We start from the raw sequence: 18,116 nt of genomic DNA, 5'->3' as shown, positions 1-18,116 counted from the left end.
GACGGGGTCGGCCCTCGTCTGCGTTTGTGCGTCCGGGCCCTAGTAACTTTGAGTGTTGAGGCCAAGCCCACGAAGACAGGGCCGCCGTATCGGAAGGATTGATCCGTGACTACAGGACCGCACGACGGCGGCTCCAGCAACCGCGACGACGAGCGCCGGCCCAGCCGAGGCCGGGACGGCGAGAACGCGCGCGGCGGACGATCCTCCGGCGACCGCGACCGTGGCGGGTACCGCGGCGGCGACCGTGACCGTGGCGGCTACCAGGGTGGCGGCGACCGTGACCGCGGTGGATACCGCGACCGGCCGCAGGGCGGTGGCTACCGAGGTGGCGACCGAGACCGTGGCAGCTCCCAGAGTGGAGACCGCGGTGGTTACCGGGGCGGTGACCGTGACCGTGGTGGTTACCAGGGTGGCGGCGACCGTGGTGGCTACCGTGGCGGCGACCGTGACCGTGGCAGCTCCCCGGGCGGAGACCGCGGCGGTTACCGTGGTGGCGACCGTGACCGTGGTGGTTACCAGGGTGGCGGCGACCGTGGCGGTTTCCGCGGTGGCGACCGTTCGCAGAGCGGCGGCTTCCGCGGTGGTGACCGTGACCGTGGTGGTTACCAGGGTGGCGGCGACCGTGACCGCGGCGGATATCGCGACCGGCCGCAGAGCGGTGGCGACCGTGGCGGCTATCAGGGCGGCGGCGACCGTGGCGGTTTCCGGTCCGACCGGCCGCAGGGCGGTGGCTTCCGTGACCGGGAGCGCGGCGGCTACCAGGGCGGCAGTGACCGCGGCGGCTTCCGTGGTGGCGACCGTGACCGCGGCAGCTCCCAGAGTGGAGACCGCGGTGGTTACCGTGGCGGCGACCGTGATCGTAGCGGTTACCAGGGTGGCGGCGACCGTGGCGGTTTCCGCGGTGGTGACCGGCCGCAGAGCGGTGGTTACCGCGGTGGCGACCGTGACCGTGGCGGTTACCAGGGTGGCGGCGACCGGGGTGGGTTCCGTGGCGGTGACCGGCCGCAGAGTGGCGGCTTCCGTGGCGGTGACCGGCCGCAGAGTGGCGGGTTCCGCGGTGGTGACCGGCCGCAGAGCGGTGGATACCGCGGCGGGGACCGTGACCGTGGTGGTTACCAGGGCGGTGGAGACCGTGGTGGGTTCCGTGGCGGTGACCGGCCGCAGAGCGGCGGATTCCGCGGGGGTGACCGGCCGCAGAGCGGTGGCTACCGGGGCGATCGCGACCGTGGTGGTTACCAGGCCGGTGGAGACCGTGGCGGCTACCGCGGCGGTGACCGGCCTCAGGGCGATCGGCCGCAGGGTAGTGGGTTCCGGGACCGGGATCGGCCGCAGGGCGACCGTGGCGGGTTCCGTGGCGGCGACCGCGATCGCGGGGGCTTCCGCGACGACCGGGGTGGCTTCCGGGGCGGGGACCGCGATCGGCCGGCCGGCCGTAGCGGCGGGTACCGCAGCGACCGGGATCGGCCGCAGGGCGAGCGCTTCCGTGGCGGGGACCGTGACCGTGGTGGTTACCAGGGTGGCGGCGACCGCGGCGGGTTCCGTGGTGGGGACCGTGACCGTGGTGGTTACCAGGGTGGCGGCGACCGCGGTGGATTCCGTGGCGACCGTGACCGGGGCGGCTACCAGGGTGGCGGGGACCGCGACCGTGGGGGCTTCCGGGACGACCGTGGTGGGTTCCGGGGTGACCGGGACCCGGATCGGCGTGGGTTCCGCAGCGACCAGGAGCGTGGCGAGGAGTCCCAGGATCAGGCCGCCGCTTTCAAGGCGCCGGAGATCCCCGAGGAGATCGTCGCCACCGACCTCGACCAGGAGGTCCGGGCCGAGCTGCTGTCGCTCGCGCGGGAGGTCGCGGACACGGTAGCGCGCCACCTCGTGGCCGCCGGCCAGATCATCGACGAGGACTCCGAGCTCGCCCTGCAGCACGCGATCTCGGCCCGCCGGCTCGCGTCGCGGATCGCGGTCGTGCGGGAGGCGGTCGGGCTCGCGGCGTACGCGGCCGGGGACTGGACCACCGCGATCGCCGAGCTGCGCACCTATCACCGGATGACCGGGCGCCAGACCCACCTCGCCGAGATCGCCGACAGCGAGCGGGCGCTGGGCCGGCCCGAGCGGGCGATCGACCTGTTCCGCGGCGCCGACATGGAGTCGCTGGACAAGGCGGGCGCGATCGAGCTGCTGATCGTGGCGGCGGGCGCGCGCGGCGACCTCGGCCAGCACGACGCCGCCGTGGCGATGCTGCAGGTGCGCGAGCTGACCCAGGACGAGGACGCCGAGTGGGCGGCGCGGCTGCGCTACGCCTACGCCGACGCGCTGCTCGCGGCCGACCGTCGCGACGAGGCCCGCGAGTGGTTCAGCCGCGCCGCGGCCGTCGACGAGGACCAGCTCACCGACGCGACCGAGCGCCTGCTCGAGCTGGACGGCATCACCCTCGAGGACGACGAGGACGACGAGGACGACGAGGAAGGCCTCCGCGACGCCGACGAGGAGGACGCCCGGGCAGACGAGGAGCGCGCCGAGTCCGACTTCGACGACGAGGACGACGAGGACGACCGCGACGACCTTCGCGACGAGGACGACGACCGCGACGACCTTCGCGATCAGGACGACCGCGACGACGAGGACGACGACTTCGACGACGACGAGGACGACGACCGGGACGACCTCCGCGACGAGGACGACGACCGCGACGATCGGGACGACCCCCGCGACCGGGACGACCGGAACGACCTCCGCGACGAGGACGACGACTTCGACGAGGACGACGAGGACGACGAGGACGACGACCTCGACGAGGAAGACGACGAGGAGTTCGAGGCTCGCGGCGCCGGCCTGCCCGCTGACGAGGACGACGAGAACGACGACGACTTCGACGAGGTGGAGGACGACCTCGACGAGGGCGACGAGGAGGACGGGGCGATCGCCGGGTTCGAGGATGACGTCGAGGCGAAGGCCAAGGCCGACGAGGACGGCGCTCCCGAGGGCGGCGCCGCAGAGGACAAGGGCGAGACCGGCAAGTAGGAACGATGCCGGGCCGGGCGACGGACGATTGTGCTGTCGCCCGGCTGGGTAGCCTCGGCTGCGGGTTGCGGACTTACCTAGCGAGGGGCGGAGCGCGTGGGCGACGGGCTGGCGAGCGGCTATGACCTGGTCATCTTCGATCTGGACGGGGTCGTCTACCTGATCGACAAGCCGATTCCGGGAGCCCCGGAGGCGGTGGAGCGGCTGCGTGGCGACGGGATCGCGGTGGCCTATGCGACAAACAACGCCTCTCGCCGGGCGGCGGATGTTGCCTCGCTGCTCACGGGGATGGGCGTGCCCGCCAAAGCCGAAGAGGTGCTCAACTCGGCCGGCGCGGCGGCGGCGCTGCTCGCCTCGCGGCTGCCGAAGGGCGCCCCGGTGCTGGTTGTCGGCGCCGAAGCACTGGTGGCCGAGGTGCGTGAGGCCGGGCTGACGCCGGTTTCGACGTTCGAGGACAAGCCGGCCGCCGTGGTGCAGGGTTACGGGCCCGAGGTCGGCTGGCGCGTTCTCGCCGAGGCCGCGTTGTCGGTACGGGCCGGCGCTACCTGGGTGGCCACCAACACCGACCGGACACTGCCGAGCCCGCGTGGGCCCCTGCCGGGCAACGGCTCGCTGGTGGCCGTGCTGCGCACCGCGCTCGACCGGGAACCCGACCTGGTCGTGGGCAAGCCCGAGCCGGCCCTGTTCACCACCGCCGCCTCGCTTTCCGGCGCCCAGCACCCCCTGGTCGTCGGAGACCGGCTGGACACCGACATCCAGGGCGCGGTCGGCGCCGGCATGGACAGCCTGCTGGTCCTCACCGGCGTCAGTGGGCCGGCCGAGCTCCTGGCCGCCCCGCCGGAGCGCCGCCCGACGTTCGTGGCCGCAGACCTGAGCGGCCTCTTCTGCCCGGCCGAGGACATGCGCCTGCTCCTGCGTTCGGACGCGGCCGGCGGCTGGCGCCTGACCCGCACAAGCGACAACACGGCCACCAACGGCGGCGGGCGCGTGGGGCTCGACGGCGATGGCGACCCGATTACGGCGCTGCGCCTGTTGTGCGGGGTGACGTGGGACGGCGTGCCGGTGGAGGCGATCGAGGCCGTATCCCCGGCGGCGGCCATGCTTTTTGAGAACTGGGGCCTCTAGGCCTGGTGCATTCGAATCTGATCGACAGGTCCGATTCCCGCCAGCTTTGAGGGGGTCGGGCGGCCAGCATTGAGGCATGCATCTGGTACCCGGACTCAAGGTCCTCTACTTCGGCACCCCGGTCGTCCTGGTCAGCACGGTCAATCCGGACGGCACCGCGAACCTCGCGCCGATGTCGTCGGCGTGGTGGCTCGGGCAGTCCGCGATGCTCGGGATGGGCGCGAACAGTCAGACCGCCGCCAACCTGCAGCGGCACGGGGAGTGCGTGCTGAACCTGCCGTCGTCGATCATGGTGGACGCGGTGGACCGGATCGCGCTCACGACCGGCAAGCGGGAGATCGCCGGCTACAAGGCGGCGCAGGGCTATCGGTACGTGGCGGACAAGTTCGCGCTCGGCGGGCTGACGCGGCAGGAATCGGAGCTGGTGGCGCCGCCGCGAGTCAGGGAATGCCCGATCCAGATGGAATGCAAGGTCGCCGCCGTGCACGCGTTCGGATCGGGCGCGCACGGGTATGAGGTGACGGTATTGCGGACTTATGTCGAGGAAAGTCTGATAATTCCGGGCACTTCGTATGTCGACCCGCTGCGCTGGGACCCGCTGATCATGAAGTTCTGCGACTTCTTCGGCGGCGGGATCAACGTGTTCCCCTCGCGGCTGGCCGACGCGTGGGAAATGCCTAAAGCAGCTTCCGTAGCTTGAGGAGGTCGAACGGGTTGGCCTTGATCGAGATCTGACGCGAGGCGACGGCGCGGGTGACGTCGAGCTTGCCGCCCAGCAGGGCGATCAGGTCGTCGCTCTTCGCGATCAGAGCGATCTTGGCTTTGGGGTCGTCGCCGTCGGTGATGTCGAGCAACCGGCCGCCGCTGAGGCGGGCGTGGAACGCGGTGGCCAGATCGGGGACGCGGCACGCGAGCGTACGCTCGAAATCGAGCTTGCCCTGGGCCTCCCCGTTGGCCGCCAGCTTGGCGGCGAGGCCCTCCAGAGCCGTGCGGCATTCGTCCACCGTGGCCATCCGACACCCCTTCAGTTGCGACACCGCTCGCAATTGCGCACCGTACCTCACGATCGCACGCGATCAGCCCGGTAGCGTGACACCCGACGTGAGCCCCGAGAGGAGCGGAAATCATGCCGGACGCATGGCGGGCGTATCTGGAGATGGCGCTCGGACTGACCGAGACACCGCGCAAGCGCGCACAGAGGGCGGTGGGCGACCTGGTCAACCGCGGCGGCGCGACCGCGGTCCAGCTGCAAGGACTGGTCGAGGACCTGTTGCAGGCCGGCATGGCCAACCGCGAGGCGCTGACCAACATCGTGCGGTACGAGGTGGACCGCGCGCTCGGCGTGGTCGGGCTGGCCACCGCCGAGGAGGTCACCGAGCTGAACACGCGGGTGCGTGAGCTGGAGAAGCAGCTCAAGGACGCGCAGGAGCACGCCGTGCAGGACGGCGGCGCCCCCGAGGCCGAGATCGGCGGGACGCGCCTGGAGAAGCCGGCGCCGCTGCCGAAGAAGGTCGCCAAGAAGGCGGTGGCGAAGAAGGCCGTGAAGGCCACGCCGAACGCGATGCCGACGGCGGGGACGACGCCGGCCGGAGTGTCGGGCAACGTCGGGACGTCGGCTCCGGCCCCGGTGACCGCAACGGCTTCGGTGCCGGTCAAGAAGGTGCCGGTCAAGAAGGTGGCGAAGAAGACGGTCGCGAAGAAGACCGTCGCGAAGAAGGCGGTGAAGAAAGCCGCGCCCGAGCCGCTGAGCGCGCCGATCGCCGAGGCGCTGCCGCCGGCCGAGGCCGCCGCGCTCGCCGAGGTGGCCGCACCCGAGTCGCCGACCACCGCGCCAGCCACCGCGCCGACCACCGCGCCGACCACCGCGCCAGCCACCGCGCCGGCTGAGCCGTCGGCCACCGCGCCGGCGAAGAAGGCTGTGGCGAAGAAGGCGCCGGCGAAGAAAGCCGCGCCCGTGAAGAAGAGCGCGCCCCCGCAACAGGCGGCGCCGAGCACCGAGCCGGAGAATTAGTCCATGACATTCCCGTACAGGCCCGGGCCTCCGCCCGGTGGTGGGTTCCGGCCCGTGCCCCAGCCTCCGCAGCCGCACGCGTACGCGGAGCCGGCCGCACCCGCCGAGCGCCGGATCGTCGAGGAGACCGGGCACCCCGCCGTGGACGCAGCGCTGCACTCCCTCGCCAACGCCGCGCAGCTGGCGCCCGGCGAGCAGATCGCCGCGTACGAGGCCGCGCACCAGGTGCTCCAGGAGACCCTCTCGAGCATCGAGGGCTGAGCGGATGGCTCGTCGTGCCCGGCTCGACGCCGAGCTCGTACGCCGGAAGCTGGCCCGCTCCCGGGAGCAGGCCGCGCAGCTGGTCGAGGCCGGCCGGGTCCAGGTGCGCGGCACCGTGGCCCGCAAGGTCGCCGCGATGGTCGACCCGGCCGACCCGGTGCTGGTGACCGGCGAGGATCCGGCGACGGAGTACGTCTCGCGAGGTGGCCACAAGCTTGCCGGCGCATTAAAAGTCTTCGGCGGGCGCGGCCTGGCCGTCGAGGGCCGGCGCTGCCTCGACGCGGGCGCGTCCACCGGCGGCTTCACCGACGTGCTGCTGCGCGCCGGCGCCGCTCAGGTGGTCGCCGTCGACGTCGGCTACGGGCAGCTGGCCTGGCCGATCCGCACCGACGAGCGGGTCGTGGTCCTCGAGCGCACCAACGTCCGTACGATCACGCCGGAAATCATCGACGGCCCGGTCGATCTCACCGTGGCCGATCTCTCCTTCATCTCGTTGCGGCTCGTGCTGCCGGCGCTCGCCGGCTGCACGAAGCCGGACGGCGACCTCGCGCTGATGGTGAAACCGCAGTTCGAGGTGGGTAAGGAGAGGGTGGGCGCCGGCGGCGTCGTGCGGGACTGGCAGCTGCGGGCGGAGGCGGTGCTGGAGGTGGCCGCGGCCGCCGCCGAGCTGGGACTGGGCGTGGCGGGGGTGACGGCGAGCCCGCTGCCGGGGCCGAGCGGGAACGTCGAGTTCTTCGTCTGGTTCCGCCGCGACGCCGCTCCGGCCGATCGCGTGGAGATCGAAAGAGTGGTCGCCGCGGGACCCTCCGGGGAGGTAGCTTCTGGCGCGCCGGAAATGTCGCCGGAGAGGTCTTTGGAGGACGAATGACGCGGTCGGCCCTGCTGGTCACCCACACCGGCCGGCGACAGAGCACGCAGCACGCCACGGCCGTCGCGAAGGATCTGCTCGCGGCCGGCTTCGAGGTGCGCGTGGTGGCCGAGGAGGTCGCCGACCTCGATCTGCCGGCCGGGGTCACGCCGGTCACCGGGCCGGAGGCGGCCGAGGGCGTCGAGATCGTGCTGGCGCTCGGCGGGGACGGCACGTTCCTGCGCGCGGCCGAGCTGGCCCGCCCGGTGAAGGCGCCGCTGCTCGGCATCAACCTGGGCAAGGTCGGCTTCCTGGCCGAGGCGGAGGTCAGCGACATCGACTCCGCGGTCCAGGAGGTCGTCGACGGCACGTACAAGGTGGACGAGCGCCTGACGCTGGACGTGCGCGCCGAGTACGGCGGCCGGGTGATCGCGGAGTCGTGGGCGCTCAACGAGGTGAGTGTCGAGAAGGGGCAGCGGGCGCAGATGCTCGAGCTCCTGGTCGACGTGGACGGCCGTCCCCTGGCCCGCTACGGCTGCGACGGTGTGGTGTGTGCGACACCGACCGGCTCGACCGCGTACGCGTTCTCGGCCGGCGGCCCGGTGGTGTGGCCCGAGGTCGAGGCCCTGCTGCTGGTGCCGATCAGCGCGCACGCACTGTTCTCCAAGCCGCTGGTGACGGCGCCGACCTCGTCGTTCGTGGTGACCGTCGACCCGTACACGTCATTTGCCGTGCTTTGTTGCGACGGCCGCCGCACGTGGGACCTTCCGCCGGGCGCTCGCGTCACCGTGGAACGTGGCCAGTTGCCGGTGCGGCTCGTGCGACTGGCTCCCAAGCCGTTCACCGATGTCTTGGTGGCGAAGTTCGCGCTGCCGGTTGAGGGCTGGCGGGGTAATCGACGCTGATCGTGGGATACCGCGGTGGGCAATTGTCGGTGGGCACCGTTACTGTCTGCCCTGTGCTGGAGGAGTTGCGGATCACCGGGCTCGGCGTCATCGACGACACGACGCTGAAGCTGACGTCGGGCATGAACGTCATCACCGGTGAGACCGGTGCGGGCAAGACCATGGTCGTGACCGGCCTCGGCCTGCTCTTCGGCGGCCGGGCCGACGCCGGGCGGGTGCGCGCCGACCCGGGCCGCGCCGTCGTCGAGGGCCGCCTGCGCCTGAGGGGCGCGCTGGCCGACACCGTGCAGACCCGCATCACCGAGGCCGGCGCCGAGGTCGACGACGACGGCTCGGTGCTGCTCAGCCGCACCCTGTCGATCGAGGGCCGGTCCCGCGCCCACGTCGGCGGCCGCAGCATGCCGGTGTCGATGCTGGCCGAGGTCGGCGAGCAGGTCCTCGCCGTGCACGGCCAGTCCGACCAGCTGCGCCTGCTGCGCCCGGCCGAGCAGCGCGGCGCGCTCGACCGGTTCGCCGGCCCCGAGCACGAGAAGCTTCTGGAGACCTATCGCGAGGCGTTCGCCCGCTGGCGCGCGGTCGTCGACGACCTGGCCGACCGGCGGCGCAACGCCCGCGCCCGCTCGCAGGAGGCCGATCTGCTCAAGCTCGGCCTCGACGAGATCACCCGGGTCGACCCGCAGCCCGGCGAGGACGACGAGCTGCGCGCCGAGGTGCAGCGCCTCGAGCACGCCGAGGGCCTGCGGGTGGCCGCGGCCACCGCCGCCCAGGCGCTCGCCTCCGGCGTGGAGGAGGCGGCCGACGACGCCCCCGACGCGACCCAGCTGCTCGGCCTGGCCCGCCGCACCCTCGAGGCGCAGTCCTCGGTCGACCCGTCGCTGTCCGACCTGGCCGCCCGGCTGGAGGAGGCGGCCACCCTGGTCGGCGACGTCGCGTCCGAGCTGTCGGCCTATCTGAGCTCGCTCGACGCCGACCCGGCCCGGCTGGAGCAGATCTACGAGCGGCGGGCCGAGCTGCGCGCGCTCACCCGCAAGTACGCCGACGACATCGACGGCGTGATCGCCTGGGCCGAGAACGCCCGCACCCGCCTCGCCGCGCTGGACACCTCCGACGAGATGCTCGAGGAGCTCGACAAGGAGCGCCAGCGCCTCGCCGCGCAGGTGGGCGAGCTGGCGGCCCGGCTGACCGAGGCCCGGGCCGAGGCGGCGGTGCGCTTCTCCGCGGCGGTCAGCGTCGAGCTGGCCGGCCTCGCGATGCCGCACGCCAAGGTCGAGGTGGCGGTGATCCCGCGGTCGCCGGGCAAGGACGAGCCGACGGTCTCGGTGGGGGAGGCGGAGCTCGCCGTCGGGCCGGACGGCGCCGACGAGGTCGAGCTGCGGCTGCTGGCCCACCCGGGCGCGCCGTCGCTGCCACTGCAGAAGGGCGCGTCCGGCGGCGAGCTGTCCCGGGTGATGCTCGCGATCGAGGTGGTCTTCGCCGGCGCGGGTGGCCCGCCGACCCTGGTCTTCGACGAGGTCGACGCCGGCGTGGGCGGCACCGCGGCGGTCGAGATCGGCAAGCGGCTGGCCCGGCTCGCCCGCACCCATCAGGTCCTCGTGGTCACCCACCTGCCGCAGGTGGCCGCGTTCGCCGACCGGCACCTGGTGGTCGCCAAGGACACCGGCGGCGCGATCACGACCAGCGGCGTGCGGATCGTGGAGGAGACGGAACGGGCTCGCGAGCTCGCCCGCATGCTGGCCGGCCTGCCCGACTCCGATCTGGGCATCGCGCACGCCGAGGAGCTGCTGGCGGTCGCGGCCCGGGAGAAGAGGGGCTGACCCGCGGACGGGCGGCCCGCGCGGCCCAGGGCGGCCCGCGCGGCCCAGGGCGGCCCGCGCGGCCCAGGGCGGCCCGCGCGGCCCAGGGCGGCCCAGGGGCGGCCCGCGCGGCGGTGCGCCCACCGGAAAAGGGGCTGATCACTCGAGCGCGCGCGTGACATGATGGCGACAGGGGACTAGCGGGGCGTTATGCCCTATTTGTGGGTGAGATCGCGCATGTCGCGTGCCAGGCGTGTGATCCGGCATGTCAGGATGGCCGGGATGCGACTTCCCACCTTGCGCCGTGCCCGCAGCCTCGATCCCGAGGCCGTCACGGGCACCGCGCGCCTCGATCGCCGCACCAAGCGGCTCACCGGCCGGCTGCGCCCGGGCGACATCGCCGTGATCGACCACGTCGACATCGACCGGGTCGCCGCCGATGCGCTGGTCGCGGCCGGGGTGGCCGCCGTGCTCAACGCCAAGCCCTCGATCTCGGGCCGGTACCCCAATCTCGGCCCCGAGGTGCTGATCAAGAACGGCGTGCTGCTCGTCGACGACCTCGGCGAGGAGGTGTTCGAGCGGCTGCACGAGGGTGACCTGGTCACCATCGAGAACGACACCGTGCTGCTGGCCGGCGAGCCGGTCGCCAGCGGGGTCCGGCAGGACACCGACACCGTCTCGGCCGCGATGGCCGACGCGCGTGAGGGCCTGTCGGTGCAGCTCGAGGCGTTCGCGGCGAACACCATGGACTACCTCAAGCAGGAGCGCGACCTGCTGCTCGACGGCGTCGGCGTGCCCGAGGTGCAGACCCGCATCGCCGGCCGGCACGTGCTGATCGTGGTGCGCGGCTACGACTACAAGGACGACCTGGACGTCCTGCGGCCGTACATCCACGAGTACAAGCCGGTGCTGATCGGCGTCGACGGCGGCGCCGACGCGCTGGTCGAGAACGGCTACACCCCCGACATGATCATCGGGGACATGGACTCGGTCACCGACGACGTGCTGCGCTGCGGCGCCGAGGTGGTCGTCCACGCGTACCCGGACGGTCGTGCCCCCGGCCTCGAGCGGGTCGCCAAGCTCGACGTGCCGGCGCTGACCTTCCCGGCCGCCGCCACCAGCGAAGACCTGGCGATGCTGCTCGCCGACGACAAGGGCGCCACGCTCATCGTCGCGGTCGGCACGCACGCCAACCTGGTCGAGTTCCTCGACAAGGGCCGCGGCGGCATGGCGTCCACGTTCCTCACCCGGCTCAAGGTGGGCGGCAAGCTCGTCGACGCCAAGGGGGTGAGCCGGCTCTACCGGCAGAACATCTCCGGCTCGGCGCTGCTGCTGCTCGTGCTCTCGGCGGTCGCCGCGATGGCCTCGGCGGTGGCGGTCTCCACCATCGGCAAGGCGTATCTCACCGTGGTTTCCGAGTGGTGGGACAATCTGGTCTTCCAGCTCGGCCACCTCTTCTAAAAACTCTCCCCGAGGCGTTTGTTGTGATCAATTTCCGGTACCACGTGGTGTCGCTCACCGCGGTCTTCCTGGCCCTGGCCATCGGCCTGGTCGTGGGCACCGCCGCGCTCAACGGGCCGGTGGCCGACAGCCTCAAGAACCAGATCAGCGCGCTGAACAAGGACAACAGCAACAAGCGCGACCAGATCAACCAGTACCGCGAGGAGCTGAACCGCAGTCAGGACTTCGCGACCGAGATCGCCCCGTCGTACCTGAACAACGAGCTCGCCGGGCGCAAGATCCTCGTGGTGGTGCTGCCGAACACCTCCGAGTTCGCCGACGGCGTCATCGCGATGCTCAAGGTCGCGGGCGCCACGGTCACGGCCAAGGTCACGGTTCAGGACAAATTCTTCGACCCCGCCAACACGTACGAGTTGCTGGACCTCGCCGGTCAGTCGTCGCAGCCGACGATCCAGATGGAGGGGCTGCCCCTCAACAGCGACGGTGTCGAGACGGCCAGCGCCCAGCTCGCCCTCGGCCTGCTCCAGCGGGCCGGCACGGTCCAGGCCAGCCCCGACGACGTGGCCGCGCTGCTGACGGCGTACACGAAGCAGGGTTATATCGCGGTCGACGACAAGGCGGCCGGTGGCGCGGAGGGTGCCGTCTTCATCTCGGGCGAGCCGCCGACCGACAAGGACGCCGCGAAGAAGAACCAATCGGCGCTCATGATGGTCAGCCAGTTCGCCACCAAGCCGCTCGTGGTGGCGGGCGTCGGCGTGGGTGACGGCAACGTGATCTCGGCGGTCCGCGGCGACCCGACGCTGGTCAAAGAGATCTCCACGGTGGACAACGCGAGCACCGTGCAGGGCCAGGTCGCCACCGCGATGGTCACCAGCGAGCGCATGGTGCAGAACAAGGTGGGCCAGTACGGCCTGGGGGGCTCGTCACTGGTGCCGAAGGCAGCCTCCTAGCGGCCGGTCTCTAGACTTCCTGGCCATGGCCATCCTCAGGTCGTTCGGCGTCGGCGCTTCCGTCGCCCGTGCCGCGCTCGGCTGGATCCGCCGCGACGCCGCGTACGCGGCGGTGCTCGAGCGGACGAATTTCCACGGACGCACGGTCTCGCTGGCCGGCGGTCCCGCGCTCGCGCTCGGCGCCACGGTCGGCGCGGCGGCCGGCGCGCGGTCACCCCGCGTTGCCGCCGCGGCCCTCACGGCGGGTGTGGTCTCCGGTTCCGTCGGTCTCTACGACGACATAGCCGGCAATCAGCCCGCGCAGAAGGCCGCCAAGGGCTTCGCCGGGCACCTCGGCGCGCTGCGCGAGGGGCAGGTCACCAGCGGGCTCGTCAAGATCGCGGGAGTCGGCGCGGCCGGGCTCATCGCCTCGACACTGATCGGAAGCAAGCGAACTAGCTTCCTAGGTCGCACGAGCGATGTGTTGCTGGGCGCAGGGGTGATCGCGGGGATGGCGAACTTCGTCAACCTGCTCGACCTGCGGCCGGGCCGGGCGATCAAGGCGGGCGTCGCGATCGGCGTGCCGGTCGGCGGGGGAGTGGCGGCCGGGACCCTGGGCGCGGCGACGGCCCTGCTGCCCGAGGACCTCGGCGAGGAGATCATGCTGGGCGACGCGGGGGCGAACGCGATGGGCGCGCTGCTCGGCGTGGCGCTCGCCTCCCGTACGGGAATGGGGGGTCGGTTTGTCGCTCTGGCCGCTTTGGCGGCCTTGACCGCCGCCAGCGAGAAGGTCAGCTACACCAAGGTCATCCAGGACACGCCGTGGCTGCGGAAGCTGGACGAGCTGGGCCGCCGTCCCACGTGACGGCCACGACCGCGCGCAAGATCGCGGGGGCCGCCGCGCTCATCACCGTGCTCACGGTGGCCGCCCGGATCGCCGGCTTCGCCCGCACCTTCGTCTTCCTGCACACCGTCGGCAAGCACGACCTGGCCGACATCTACAACGCCGCCAACACTATCCCGAACATCGTCTTCGAGCTCGTCGCCGGCGGCGCCCTGGCGAGCCTCGTCGTGCCGCTGCTGGCCGGGCACGTGGCCGCCGGCGACAAACAGCGGGTCAACGCGGTCGCGTCGGCGCTGCTCACCTGGGTGCTGGTGCTGCTCGTGCCGCTGGCGCTGCTGGTCGGCCTGCTCGCCGGCCCGATCGCCGGCCTGCTGCCCGGCGTGCCCGCGGCCCATCAGGCGACCGCCGAGAGCATGCTGCACGTCTTCGCTCCGCAGCTGCCGTTGTACGGGATCGGGATCGTGCTCACCGGCGTGCTGCAGGCCCACCACCGTTTCGCCTGGCCGGTCATCGCGCCGCTGCTGTCGAGCGTGACTGTGATGGTCGCGTACCTCAGCTACGCCGTGGTCGACGGCGCCGAGAGCGACTTCGCCGGGCTGACCCGCACCGGCGAGCTGACCCTCTCGATCGGCACCACCCTCGGCGTCGTGGTGCTCGCGCTCTGCCTGCTCATCCCGCTGCGCAAGCTGCACCTGCGGCTGCGGCCCACGCTGCGCTTCCCGGGCGGCGAGGGGCGGCAGGCGGCGCGGCTCGGCTGGGCCGGCGCGGTCACCGTCGGCTCCCAGCAGCTGATCACCATCGTCGCGATCGCGCTGCTCGCCGAGCGCGGGCTCACGCTCTACACGACCGCGCAGACCGTGTTCCTGCTGCCGTGGGCCGTCCTCGCGGTGCCGCTGGCCACCGCGGTCTACCCCTCGCTCTCCGCGGCCGCGGCAAACGGCGACGAGACGGCGTACGCGAAATCTCTCTCCGCCAGCGCACGAACGGTGACCCTCGCCGCCGGGCTCGGCGCCGCGGCCCTCGCCGCCCTCGCCGCACCGGCCGCCAACCTGATGAACGCGGGGTCGGCCGCCGCCGGTATCGCCGGCTTCGCACCCGGACTGTTCGGCTACGCGCTGTTCGCCCTGCTCTCGCGCGCCCTCTACGCCCGCGGCGCGACCCGGGCCGCGGCCGCCTCCACCGCCGCCGGCTGGATCGTCGCGGCCGGCGTCGCGCTCGCCTTCGCCGGCCTCTCCGACCAGCGGCAGGTGCTCGCGCTCGGCCTGGCCAACGCGGCCGGCATGACGGTGATCGGGGCGCTGCTCGTGCTCGCGGTCCGCCGCCACGCGGGCCCCGCGTCGCTGGCGGGGCTGGGCCGTTCCACCGTCGTCGGTATCGTTGCCGCGGGGACAGCCGCTGCCGCCGGGTACGGCGTGGTGACCGGAATCGGACACCTGAGCGGCACGGGCCCCGCGGTCGTCGGCAGCCTGGTGCAGGGCATGCTGGGCGGGCTCACCGTGCTGGTGGTGTTCGGCGGGGTGGCTTTTGTCCTCGACCGTCCGGCTGTCAGTGGTTTGGTCGCCCGATTGCGGCGTCGCTGAAAGGGGTCTCGTGGAAGACGGATGGCGCGGCTCGGTGGCGCTCGTGCTCGCCTCGAGCACCGGCGGGATCGGGCAGCACGTCGCCTCGCTGGCCCGCGGTCTCGCTGCGGCCGGCTGTGCGGTGCTGGTCTGCGGGCCGGCCGCCACCGACGACCTGTTCGCCTTCTCATCGGTTCCAGGCGTGACCTTCGTGCCCGTCGAGATCCCCGCCAACCCGGGCGCCTCCGACGCCGGCGTGGTCCGCAAGCTGCGCGGCATCCTCTCCTCCCGGCCGATCGACGTCGTGCACGCGCACGGGCTGCGCGCCGGCCTGGTGGCGGGCCTGGCCCGCGGGAGCGCCCCGCTTGTCGTCACCTGGCACAACTCGGTACTTGCCCGGGGACTGCGCGGCCAGGCGTCGGCGCTGGTCGAGCGGATCGTCGCGCGCAGCGCCACGCTCACCCTCGGCGCCTCCGACGACCTCGTCGCGCGGGCGAAGACGCTCGGCGCGCGCAACGCCCGGCTCGGCGCGGTCGCCGCCCCGACTCTGGCGTCGCCGAAGCGCACGCGCGCCGCCGTACGCGCGGAATTTCGCCTTTCTCCCGGCGCGCCGCTGATCCTCTCGGTCGGCCGGCTGCACCCGCAGAAGCGCTACGACCTGCTCATCGACGCGTCCGCCCGGTGGCGCGAGCTCACCCCCGCCCCGGTCGTCCTGGTGGCCGGCTCCGGGCCCAGCTACATGTCGCTCGCCCAGCAGTCCTCCGAGCGGCACGCGCCGTTCCACCTGCTCGGCCGCCGCCCCGACGTGCCCGACCTGCTCGGCGGGGCCGACCTCGCGGTGGTGACCAGCGACTGGGAGGCGCGGCAGCTGTTCGCCCAGGAGGCTCTGACCGCCGGCACGCCGTTGATCGCCACCGCCGTGGGCGGGGTGCCCGGGCTGGTCGGCGACGCGGCGCTGCTGATCCCGCCGGGCGACGTGGACGCGCTCGACGACGCCGTCCGGCGGATGCTCGCCGACCCGGCGCTACGCGAGGACTACGCCCGGCGCGGGCCGGCGCGGGCGGCGACGTGGCCGACCGAACAGGACACCGTGGCCGCCGTCCGGGAGGCGTACGCCGAGGTCACGGCCCGGGCATGAGACGACGCATCTGGGTTCCGTACGTCCTGGTGCTGCTCGCCGTGGCGGCCAGCCTCGGCGGCCTGGCGGTCCGGCCGGCCACCGGCGCGCCGCAGAGCACTGTCGACTACGTGATCGTCGCGGGCGCGGCCGGGCTGCGCTGGGACGACCTCGACCCGCAACGCACCCCGGCGCTGTGGCGGGAGGCGACCGAGGGCTCGATCGGCTGGCTGTCGGTGCGCTCGGCGCAGCGGGTCACCTGCCCGTCCGACGGGTGGGTCACGCTGGGCGCCGGCAACTACGCGGCGTACCCGCGGGTGTCCGGGGCCAGCGGCTGCGAGACGCCGAAGCCCGATCTCGACCAGCCCGACGCGATCGGCGCGAACATCGTCAACCAGCGCAACATCGTGCAGGACAACCAGGACAGGCTGCCGTACGGCGCGGTGCCGGGCGCGCTCGCCGAGTCGGTGCGCTGCACGGTCGCGGTCGGGCCGGGCGCGGCCATCGCGGCGGCCCGCCCCTTCGGCCGGGTCGACAAGTACCAGGCCGAGCTGCCGGCCGACCCGGCGAACCTGCTCTCGGACTGCGTGCTCAGCTTCGTCGACCTCGGCACCATCACCGGCTCCGGCGCGTCGCGGGCCACGCTCGTCGAGCAGGCCGACGCCACGCTGGCGCGGGTCGTCGCGGCCCGGCCGGAACGGTCGCTGCTGCTGGTCGCCGGCGTCTCCGACACCGACCGCACGTCGCGGCTGCACGTGGCGATCGCCGAGGGGGAGGGCTGGAACGGCGGCTGGCTCACCTCGGCCGGCACCGGCCGCGACGGGTACCTGCAGCTGATCGACCTGGCGCCGACGATCCTCACCGCGCTGGGCAAGGCGTCGCCCGAGAAGCTCTTCGCCGGGCGGTCGGCAACCATCGTGCCCGGCAAGCCCGGCAACGTCGCCGACGCCGTCCAGGGCGACCACAACGCCGACCGGCGGGCCGGCGCCCAGCGCGGCGTCGCCACGATCTTCTTCACCGTGCTGGCGATCCTGCAGTTCGTGCTCTTCGCCTTGATCGTGCCCGTCATGGTGCGGGCGCGGCGGCACAGCGGGCCCAAGGGTCCGGCGCTGCCCGCGCCGCGGGTGGTCGAGGCGGTCGAGCTGGCGCTGATCGCCGCCGCGCTGGCCATCCCGGCCGCGCTGCTCGCCGACGCCTCGCCGTGGTGGCGCGCCGCCCACCCGGCGTGGATCTTCGGGATCGTCACCGGCGCGCTGATCGTCGCGGGCACCGCGGCGATCCGGCTGGCGCCCCGCTACAAGCACACCCTGTGGCCGATGGCGGCGGTCGCGGCGTTCGGGGTGGTGGTGGTGGGCCTCGACCTGCTCACCGGCGCTCAGCTTCAGCTCAACGGCGTGGCCGGGTACTCGGCGATCAACGGCGCCCGGTACGCGGGCGTCGGCGGCGTCGGCCTCGGCGTCTTCGTGACCGGCCTGCTGGTGCTGGCCGGCTGCCTCGCCCAGTGGGTGCGCAAGCCGTTCCGGCCGCTTGTCGTGGTGGTGCTCGGCGGCCTCGGCGTGGTCATGGTCGGCAGCCCGTACCTCGGCGCCGACCCGATCGGCGCGATCGCGGTGACCGCGGGGGTGTGCGTGGCCGCGGCGCTCAGCACCGGCGGCTGGCTGACCTTCCCGCGGTTCGCCTGGTCGGCGCTGGCCGGGCTGGCGGTGACCATCGGGTTCGCGGCGGTCGACCTGCGCCGCCCGGTGCTCGAGCAGGGCAGCCTCGGCCGGTTCCTCTCCGAGCTGGCCAGCGGCAGCGCCGGCCCGGCCCTGCAGCGGATCGCGGCGGCGAACGGCGAGACGATGCTGAGCAGCCCGCTGACGGTGCTGGCGGTGGTCGGCATGGTGATGATCGCGTTCTGCCAGTTCTCCCCGTGGGGTGGGCTGAATCGCCTGTTCGGGTTGCATCCGGCGATCCGGGCGGCGTTCGCCGGCACCACCGTGGCGACGCTGATCGCCGGGGTGCTGGGCGGCTCGGCGCTGACCGTCGCTGGGGCGGCCGCGGCGTTCCTGGTGCCGACCGCGGTGCTCACCACCCTGCGGGTGCTGCTGCACGCCGCCGACCGCACCCGGCCCGAGGGCTCCACCGACGGGCCGGGCGGTCCGCTGCTTCGCGAATCCTCGCTGACACGCGTCACGACCAGCCCAAAGGTGCGCCCGCCGGCTTAGGTGTTACGGTGGACTCCCGTGGATGGGGCTGCCGAAGCC

At 73.0% G+C, this 18,116-nt stretch carries 16 protein-coding genes; 14 read left to right on the top strand and 2 right to left on the bottom strand.

The features are described from left to right. Positions 1 to 39: 39 nt before the first annotated feature. Positions 40 to 1,923, bottom strand: a complete 1,884-nt coding sequence (locus tag ACQPZX_RS35500) for a hypothetical protein (RefSeq protein ID WP_433365262.1) — start codon at positions 1,921 to 1,923, stop codon at positions 40 to 42. Between ACQPZX_RS35500 and ACQPZX_RS35495 the strand changes: the two genes are divergently transcribed. The 3 genes from ACQPZX_RS35495 (at position 1,873) to ACQPZX_RS35485 (ending at position 4,843) form a co-directional block, all read left to right on the top strand. Then, on the top strand, positions 1,873 to 3,018 hold the full coding sequence (locus tag ACQPZX_RS35495) for a hypothetical protein (protein WP_433365260.1): 1,146 nt from the start codon (positions 1,873 to 1,875) through the stop codon (positions 3,016 to 3,018). The two genes, ACQPZX_RS35500 and ACQPZX_RS35495, sit on opposite strands and share 51 nt — an antisense overlap. 96 nt (positions 3,019 to 3,114) lie before the next feature. Next, complete coding sequence (locus tag ACQPZX_RS35490; RefSeq protein WP_433365257.1) at positions 3,115 to 4,143, top strand: HAD-IIA family hydrolase; 1,029 nt, start codon at positions 3,115 to 3,117, stop codon at positions 4,141 to 4,143. A gap of 76 nt (positions 4,144 to 4,219) precedes the next feature. Continuing rightward, positions 4,220 to 4,843 (top strand): flavin reductase family protein, encoded by a 624-nt coding sequence (locus tag ACQPZX_RS35485; RefSeq protein WP_433365254.1) that lies wholly within the window; start codon positions 4,220 to 4,222, stop codon positions 4,841 to 4,843. Here the strand turns inward: ACQPZX_RS35485 and ACQPZX_RS35480 are convergent. Continuing rightward, entirely contained in the window at positions 4,821 to 5,156 is a 336-nt protein-coding gene (locus tag ACQPZX_RS35480; protein WP_433365251.1) for an SCP2 sterol-binding domain-containing protein, read from the bottom strand. The genes ACQPZX_RS35485 and ACQPZX_RS35480 overlap by 23 nt on opposite strands. Positions 5,157 to 5,269: 113 nt before the next feature. On the opposite strand from ACQPZX_RS35480, the gene ACQPZX_RS35475 reads away from it, so the two are divergent. The 11 genes from ACQPZX_RS35475 (at position 5,270) to ACQPZX_RS35425 (ending at position 18,077) form a co-directional block, all read left to right on the top strand. Further along, positions 5,270 to 6,154, top strand: coding sequence for a phasin family protein (locus tag ACQPZX_RS35475; protein ID WP_433365248.1), 885 nt, complete (start codon positions 5,270 to 5,272; stop codon positions 6,152 to 6,154). A gap of 54 nt (positions 6,155 to 6,208) precedes the next feature. After that, positions 6,209 to 6,415, top strand: coding sequence for a hypothetical protein (locus tag ACQPZX_RS35470; RefSeq protein WP_433365245.1), 207 nt, complete (start codon positions 6,209 to 6,211; stop codon positions 6,413 to 6,415). Positions 6,416 to 6,419: 4 nt separating this feature from the next. Next, positions 6,420 to 7,283: a TlyA family RNA methyltransferase gene (locus ACQPZX_RS35465; protein WP_433365243.1), complete on the top strand. Its 864-nt coding sequence runs from the start codon at positions 6,420 to 6,422 to the stop codon at positions 7,281 to 7,283. Beyond that, on the top strand, positions 7,280 to 8,167 hold the full coding sequence (locus ACQPZX_RS35460) for an NAD kinase (RefSeq protein ID WP_433365240.1): 888 nt from the start codon (positions 7,280 to 7,282) through the stop codon (positions 8,165 to 8,167). The genes ACQPZX_RS35465 and ACQPZX_RS35460 overlap by 4 nt, the downstream gene beginning before the upstream one ends. A 53-nt stretch (positions 8,168 to 8,220) precedes the next feature. Beyond that, positions 8,221 to 9,981 (top strand): DNA repair protein RecN, encoded by a 1,761-nt coding sequence (gene recN, locus ACQPZX_RS35455; RefSeq protein ID WP_433365237.1) that lies wholly within the window; start codon positions 8,221 to 8,223, stop codon positions 9,979 to 9,981. Between the two features lie 261 nt (positions 9,982 to 10,242). Continuing rightward, positions 10,243 to 11,421: a putative cytokinetic ring protein SteA gene (steA, locus tag ACQPZX_RS35450; protein ID WP_433365234.1), complete on the top strand. Its 1,179-nt coding sequence runs from the start codon at positions 10,243 to 10,245 to the stop codon at positions 11,419 to 11,421. Positions 11,422 to 11,444: 23 nt separating this feature from the next. After that, complete coding sequence (locus ACQPZX_RS35445) at positions 11,445 to 12,371, top strand: copper transporter (protein WP_433365231.1); 927 nt, start codon at positions 11,445 to 11,447, stop codon at positions 12,369 to 12,371. 25 nt (positions 12,372 to 12,396) lie between these two features. Continuing rightward, positions 12,397 to 13,215, top strand: coding sequence for a hypothetical protein (locus tag ACQPZX_RS35440; RefSeq protein WP_433365229.1), 819 nt, complete (start codon positions 12,397 to 12,399; stop codon positions 13,213 to 13,215). After that, positions 13,212 to 14,774, top strand: coding sequence for a murein biosynthesis integral membrane protein MurJ (murJ, locus tag ACQPZX_RS35435; protein WP_433365226.1), 1,563 nt, complete (start codon positions 13,212 to 13,214; stop codon positions 14,772 to 14,774). Before ACQPZX_RS35440 ends, murJ begins: the two co-directional genes overlap by 4 nt. A gap of 10 nt (positions 14,775 to 14,784) precedes the next feature. After that, the gene (locus ACQPZX_RS35430; RefSeq protein WP_433365224.1) at positions 14,785 to 15,891 is read left to right on the top strand and encodes a glycosyltransferase family 4 protein; all 1,107 of its coding nucleotides are present in this window, start codon (positions 14,785 to 14,787) and stop codon (positions 15,889 to 15,891) included. Further along, positions 15,888 to 18,077: a hypothetical protein gene (locus tag ACQPZX_RS35425; RefSeq protein ID WP_433365221.1), complete on the top strand. Its 2,190-nt coding sequence runs from the start codon at positions 15,888 to 15,890 to the stop codon at positions 18,075 to 18,077. The genes ACQPZX_RS35430 and ACQPZX_RS35425 overlap by 4 nt, the downstream gene beginning before the upstream one ends. Positions 18,078 to 18,116 lie beyond the last annotated feature (39 nt).

The sequence above is a fragment of the Actinoplanes sp. CA-142083 genome (assembly GCF_050942195.1).
Lineage (GTDB): Bacteria > Actinomycetota > Actinomycetes > Mycobacteriales > Micromonosporaceae > Actinoplanes.
Note: the sequence above shows the minus strand (reverse complement) of the source record. Positions and strands in the feature narration are given on the sequence as shown.

What these genes read in the sequence shown, in the direction of transcription:
- steA (WP_433365234.1), top strand. Translation starts at nt 10,243, where the DNA reads ATGCGACTTCCCACCTTGCGCCGTGCCCGCAGCCTCGATCCCGAGGCC.
- ACQPZX_RS35425 (WP_433365221.1), top strand. Translation starts at nt 15,888, where the DNA reads ATGAGACGACGCATCTGGGTTCCGTACGTCCTGGTGCTGCTCGCCGTG.
- ACQPZX_RS35460 (WP_433365240.1), top strand. Translation starts at nt 7,280, where the DNA reads ATGACGCGGTCGGCCCTGCTGGTCACCCACACCGGCCGGCGACAGAGC.
- ACQPZX_RS35480 (WP_433365251.1), bottom strand. Translation starts at nt 5,156, where the DNA reads ATGGCCACGGTGGACGAATGCCGCACGGCTCTGGAGGGCCTCGCCGCC.
- ACQPZX_RS35440 (WP_433365229.1), top strand. Translation starts at nt 12,397, where the DNA reads ATGGCCATCCTCAGGTCGTTCGGCGTCGGCGCTTCCGTCGCCCGTGCC.
- ACQPZX_RS35485 (WP_433365254.1), top strand. Translation starts at nt 4,220, where the DNA reads ATGCATCTGGTACCCGGACTCAAGGTCCTCTACTTCGGCACCCCGGTC.
- ACQPZX_RS35465 (WP_433365243.1), top strand. Translation starts at nt 6,420, where the DNA reads ATGGCTCGTCGTGCCCGGCTCGACGCCGAGCTCGTACGCCGGAAGCTG.
- ACQPZX_RS35475 (WP_433365248.1), top strand. Translation starts at nt 5,270, where the DNA reads ATGCCGGACGCATGGCGGGCGTATCTGGAGATGGCGCTCGGACTGACC.